1 protein-coding gene and 1 pseudogene are annotated in these 2590 nt (G+C 62.0%); both read left to right on the plus strand.

Translation table 11 applies throughout. The features are described 5' to 3' along the window. Positions 1 to 115 precede the first annotated feature (115 nt). Positions 116 to 1713, plus strand: a pseudogene (gene istA / locus MST27_RS22110) (IS21 family transposase). Beyond that, positions 1706 to 2509, plus strand: a complete 804-nt coding sequence (gene istB / locus MST27_RS22115; protein WP_003459721.1) for an IS21-like element ISPst3 family helper ATPase IstB — start codon at positions 1706 to 1708, stop codon at positions 2507 to 2509. Before istA ends, istB begins: the two are co-directional and overlap by 8 nt. The last annotated feature ends 81 nt before the right edge of the window (positions 2510 to 2590 follow it).

Genomic DNA, 2590 nt, shown 5'->3' on the forward strand with positions numbered 1-2590 from the left:
TGTTGCCGCTGACCGAAAACTGACCCAGTAGAGGCTGTTCTGCCGACTGAAAACTGACCCAGGTGTTCAACTGCTTCTGCTCAATTTTTGAGCAGGAGAACACAGGGTGATCAGTATGGAAATGATGGGCAAAATCCGCCGGATGTATTTCCGCGACAAGCTGTCGCTGCATGAGATAGCCAAGCGCACCGGGTTGGCGCGCAACACGATTCGCAAGTGGGTCAGAGCACCTGAGGCCAAGCCGCCGGTCTACCAACGCCGCGCGATCTTCAACAAACTCAGCCCTTTTCACGCCACGCTGGAGCAGGCGCTAAAAGCCGATTCGCTGCGGCCCAAGCAACAGCGGCGCAGTGCCAAGGCGCTGTTGGCGCAAATCAAAGCCGAAGGTTATGACGGTGGCTACAGCCAGCTCACCGCGTTTATCCGTGCCTGGCGAGGGGGACAGGGCAAGGCGTCGCAGGCCTTTGTGCCGCTGACCTTTGCTCTTGGCGAGGCGTTTCAGTTTGACTGGAGCGAGGAAGGCTTGCTGGTCGGCGGCATTTACCGGCGTATGCAGGTGGCACATCTGAAGCTGTGTGCCAGCCGTGCGTTCTGGCTTGTGGCGTATCCGAGCCAGGGCCATGAGATGTTATTTGACGCCCATACACGCTCGTTCGGCTCCTTGGGCGGCGTGCCGCGCCGGGGCATCTACGACAACATGAAGACCGCCGTCGACAAGGTCAATAAGGGCAAAGGCCGGACGGTGAATGCGCGCTTTGCGGTGATGTGCGCGCATTACCTGTTCGATCCGGACTTCTGCAACGTCGCCGCTGGTTGGGAAAAGGGCATCGTTGAAAAGAACGTGCAAGACAGCCGCAGGCGTATCTGGCTAGACGCCCAGGACTGCCAGTTTCACTCCTTCGAGGAACTCAATGCCTGGCTGGGCCAGCGCTGCCGCGCGCTTTGGAACGAGCTGACGCACCCTCAATACAGCGGGCTGAGTGTGGCCGAAGTGCTGGAGTTGGAGCGCGCTGNTGGCTGGGCCAGCGCTGCCGCGCGCTTTGGAACGAGCTGACGCACCCTCAATACAGCGGGCTGAGTGTGGCCGAAGTGCTGGAGTTGGAGCGCGCTGAACTGATGCCTGTGCCAGCGCCATTCGACGGTTACGTCGAGCGGCCTGCGCGGGTCTCCAGCACCTGCCTGGTCAGCGTCGGGCGCAACCGCTACTCGGTGCCGTGTGAGTACGCGGGTAAGTGGGTCAGCAGCCGTTTGTATCCGACCCGCATCGAGGTGGTGGCCGATGATGCGCTGATAGCCAGCCATGCGCGCTTGCTGGATCGCGACCAGGTCAGCTATGACTGGCAGCACTACCTCCCGCTGATCGAACGCAAGCCCGGTGCGCTGCGCAACGGAGCGCCCTTTGCTGATCTGCCAGCGCCGCTGCGTCAGCTTAAGCACGGTCTGGGGCGTCATGCCGGCGGTGACCGGATCATGGCGCAAGTCCTGGCTGCCGTACCGGTCGCCGGACTCGATGCCGTGCTGGTAGCCGTTGAGCTGGTACTGGAGAGCGGCAGCCTGAGCGCCGAACACATCCTCAATGTCGTGGCACGGCTGACAGCATCCGAACCACCACCCAGCGTCGAAACCCACTTGTCGCTCAAGGAAGCCCCCGTCGCTAACACGGCGCGCTACGACCGCCTGCGTGGCCAGGCCGAGGAGGTCGGTCATGCGTGATTTGATGGCGGAACTCAAGGAGCTGCGCCTGCACGGCATGGCCACGGCCTGGGCGGAGTTAACTGCACAGGGTGAGTCGAACACAGCCTCGTCCAAGTGGCTGCTCGAACACCTGCTGGAACAAGAGCACACAGATCGCGCCATGCGCTCGGTGAGCCACCAGATGAACATGGCCAAGCTGCCGATGCACCGCGATCTGGCCGGCTTCGACTTCAGCGCCTCCAGCGCCGACGCTCGCTTGATCAGCGAGCTGGCCAACCTGAGCTTTACCGACACCGCGCAGAACGTGGTGCTGATCGGTGGGCCAGGCACCGGTAAAACCCACCTAGCCACCGCGCTGGCCGTGTCCGGCATCACCCGGCACGGTAAGCGCGTGCGCTTCTACTCCACGGTCGATCTGGTCAATCTGCTGGAGCGCGAAAAACACGACGGCAAAGCCGGGCGGATCGCCCAGGCACTGCTGCGCATGGATCTGGTCATCCTCGACGAACTGGGTTATCTGCCGTTCAGCCAGGCTGGCGGTGCGTTGCTGTTTCACCTGCTGTCCAAGCTGTACGAACACACCAGCGTGGTGATCACCACCAACCTGAGCTTCGCCGAATGGTCGAGCGTGTTCGGCGACGCCAAGATGACCACCGCCCTGCTGGATCGGCTGACCCACCACTGCCACATCGTCGAAACCGGTAACGAGTCCTATCGCCTGCAACACAGTAGCTTGGCGGCCCAGGCCAAGATCAAATCACGGGAGCGAAAGCGTAAGGGCGGCCAGGAACCGGAGGACGATGAGCCGTTCTGATTTCATGGCGACGACGGCCTGCTACATGGCTGCGTGTGGCAGGTCTTAAACAACTGAACTGGGCTAGCGAAGGAGTGGGGG

It is taken from the genome of Stutzerimonas marianensis, assembly GCF_022810315.1.
Taxonomy (GTDB): domain Bacteria; phylum Pseudomonadota; class Gammaproteobacteria; order Pseudomonadales; family Pseudomonadaceae; genus Stutzerimonas; species Stutzerimonas marianensis.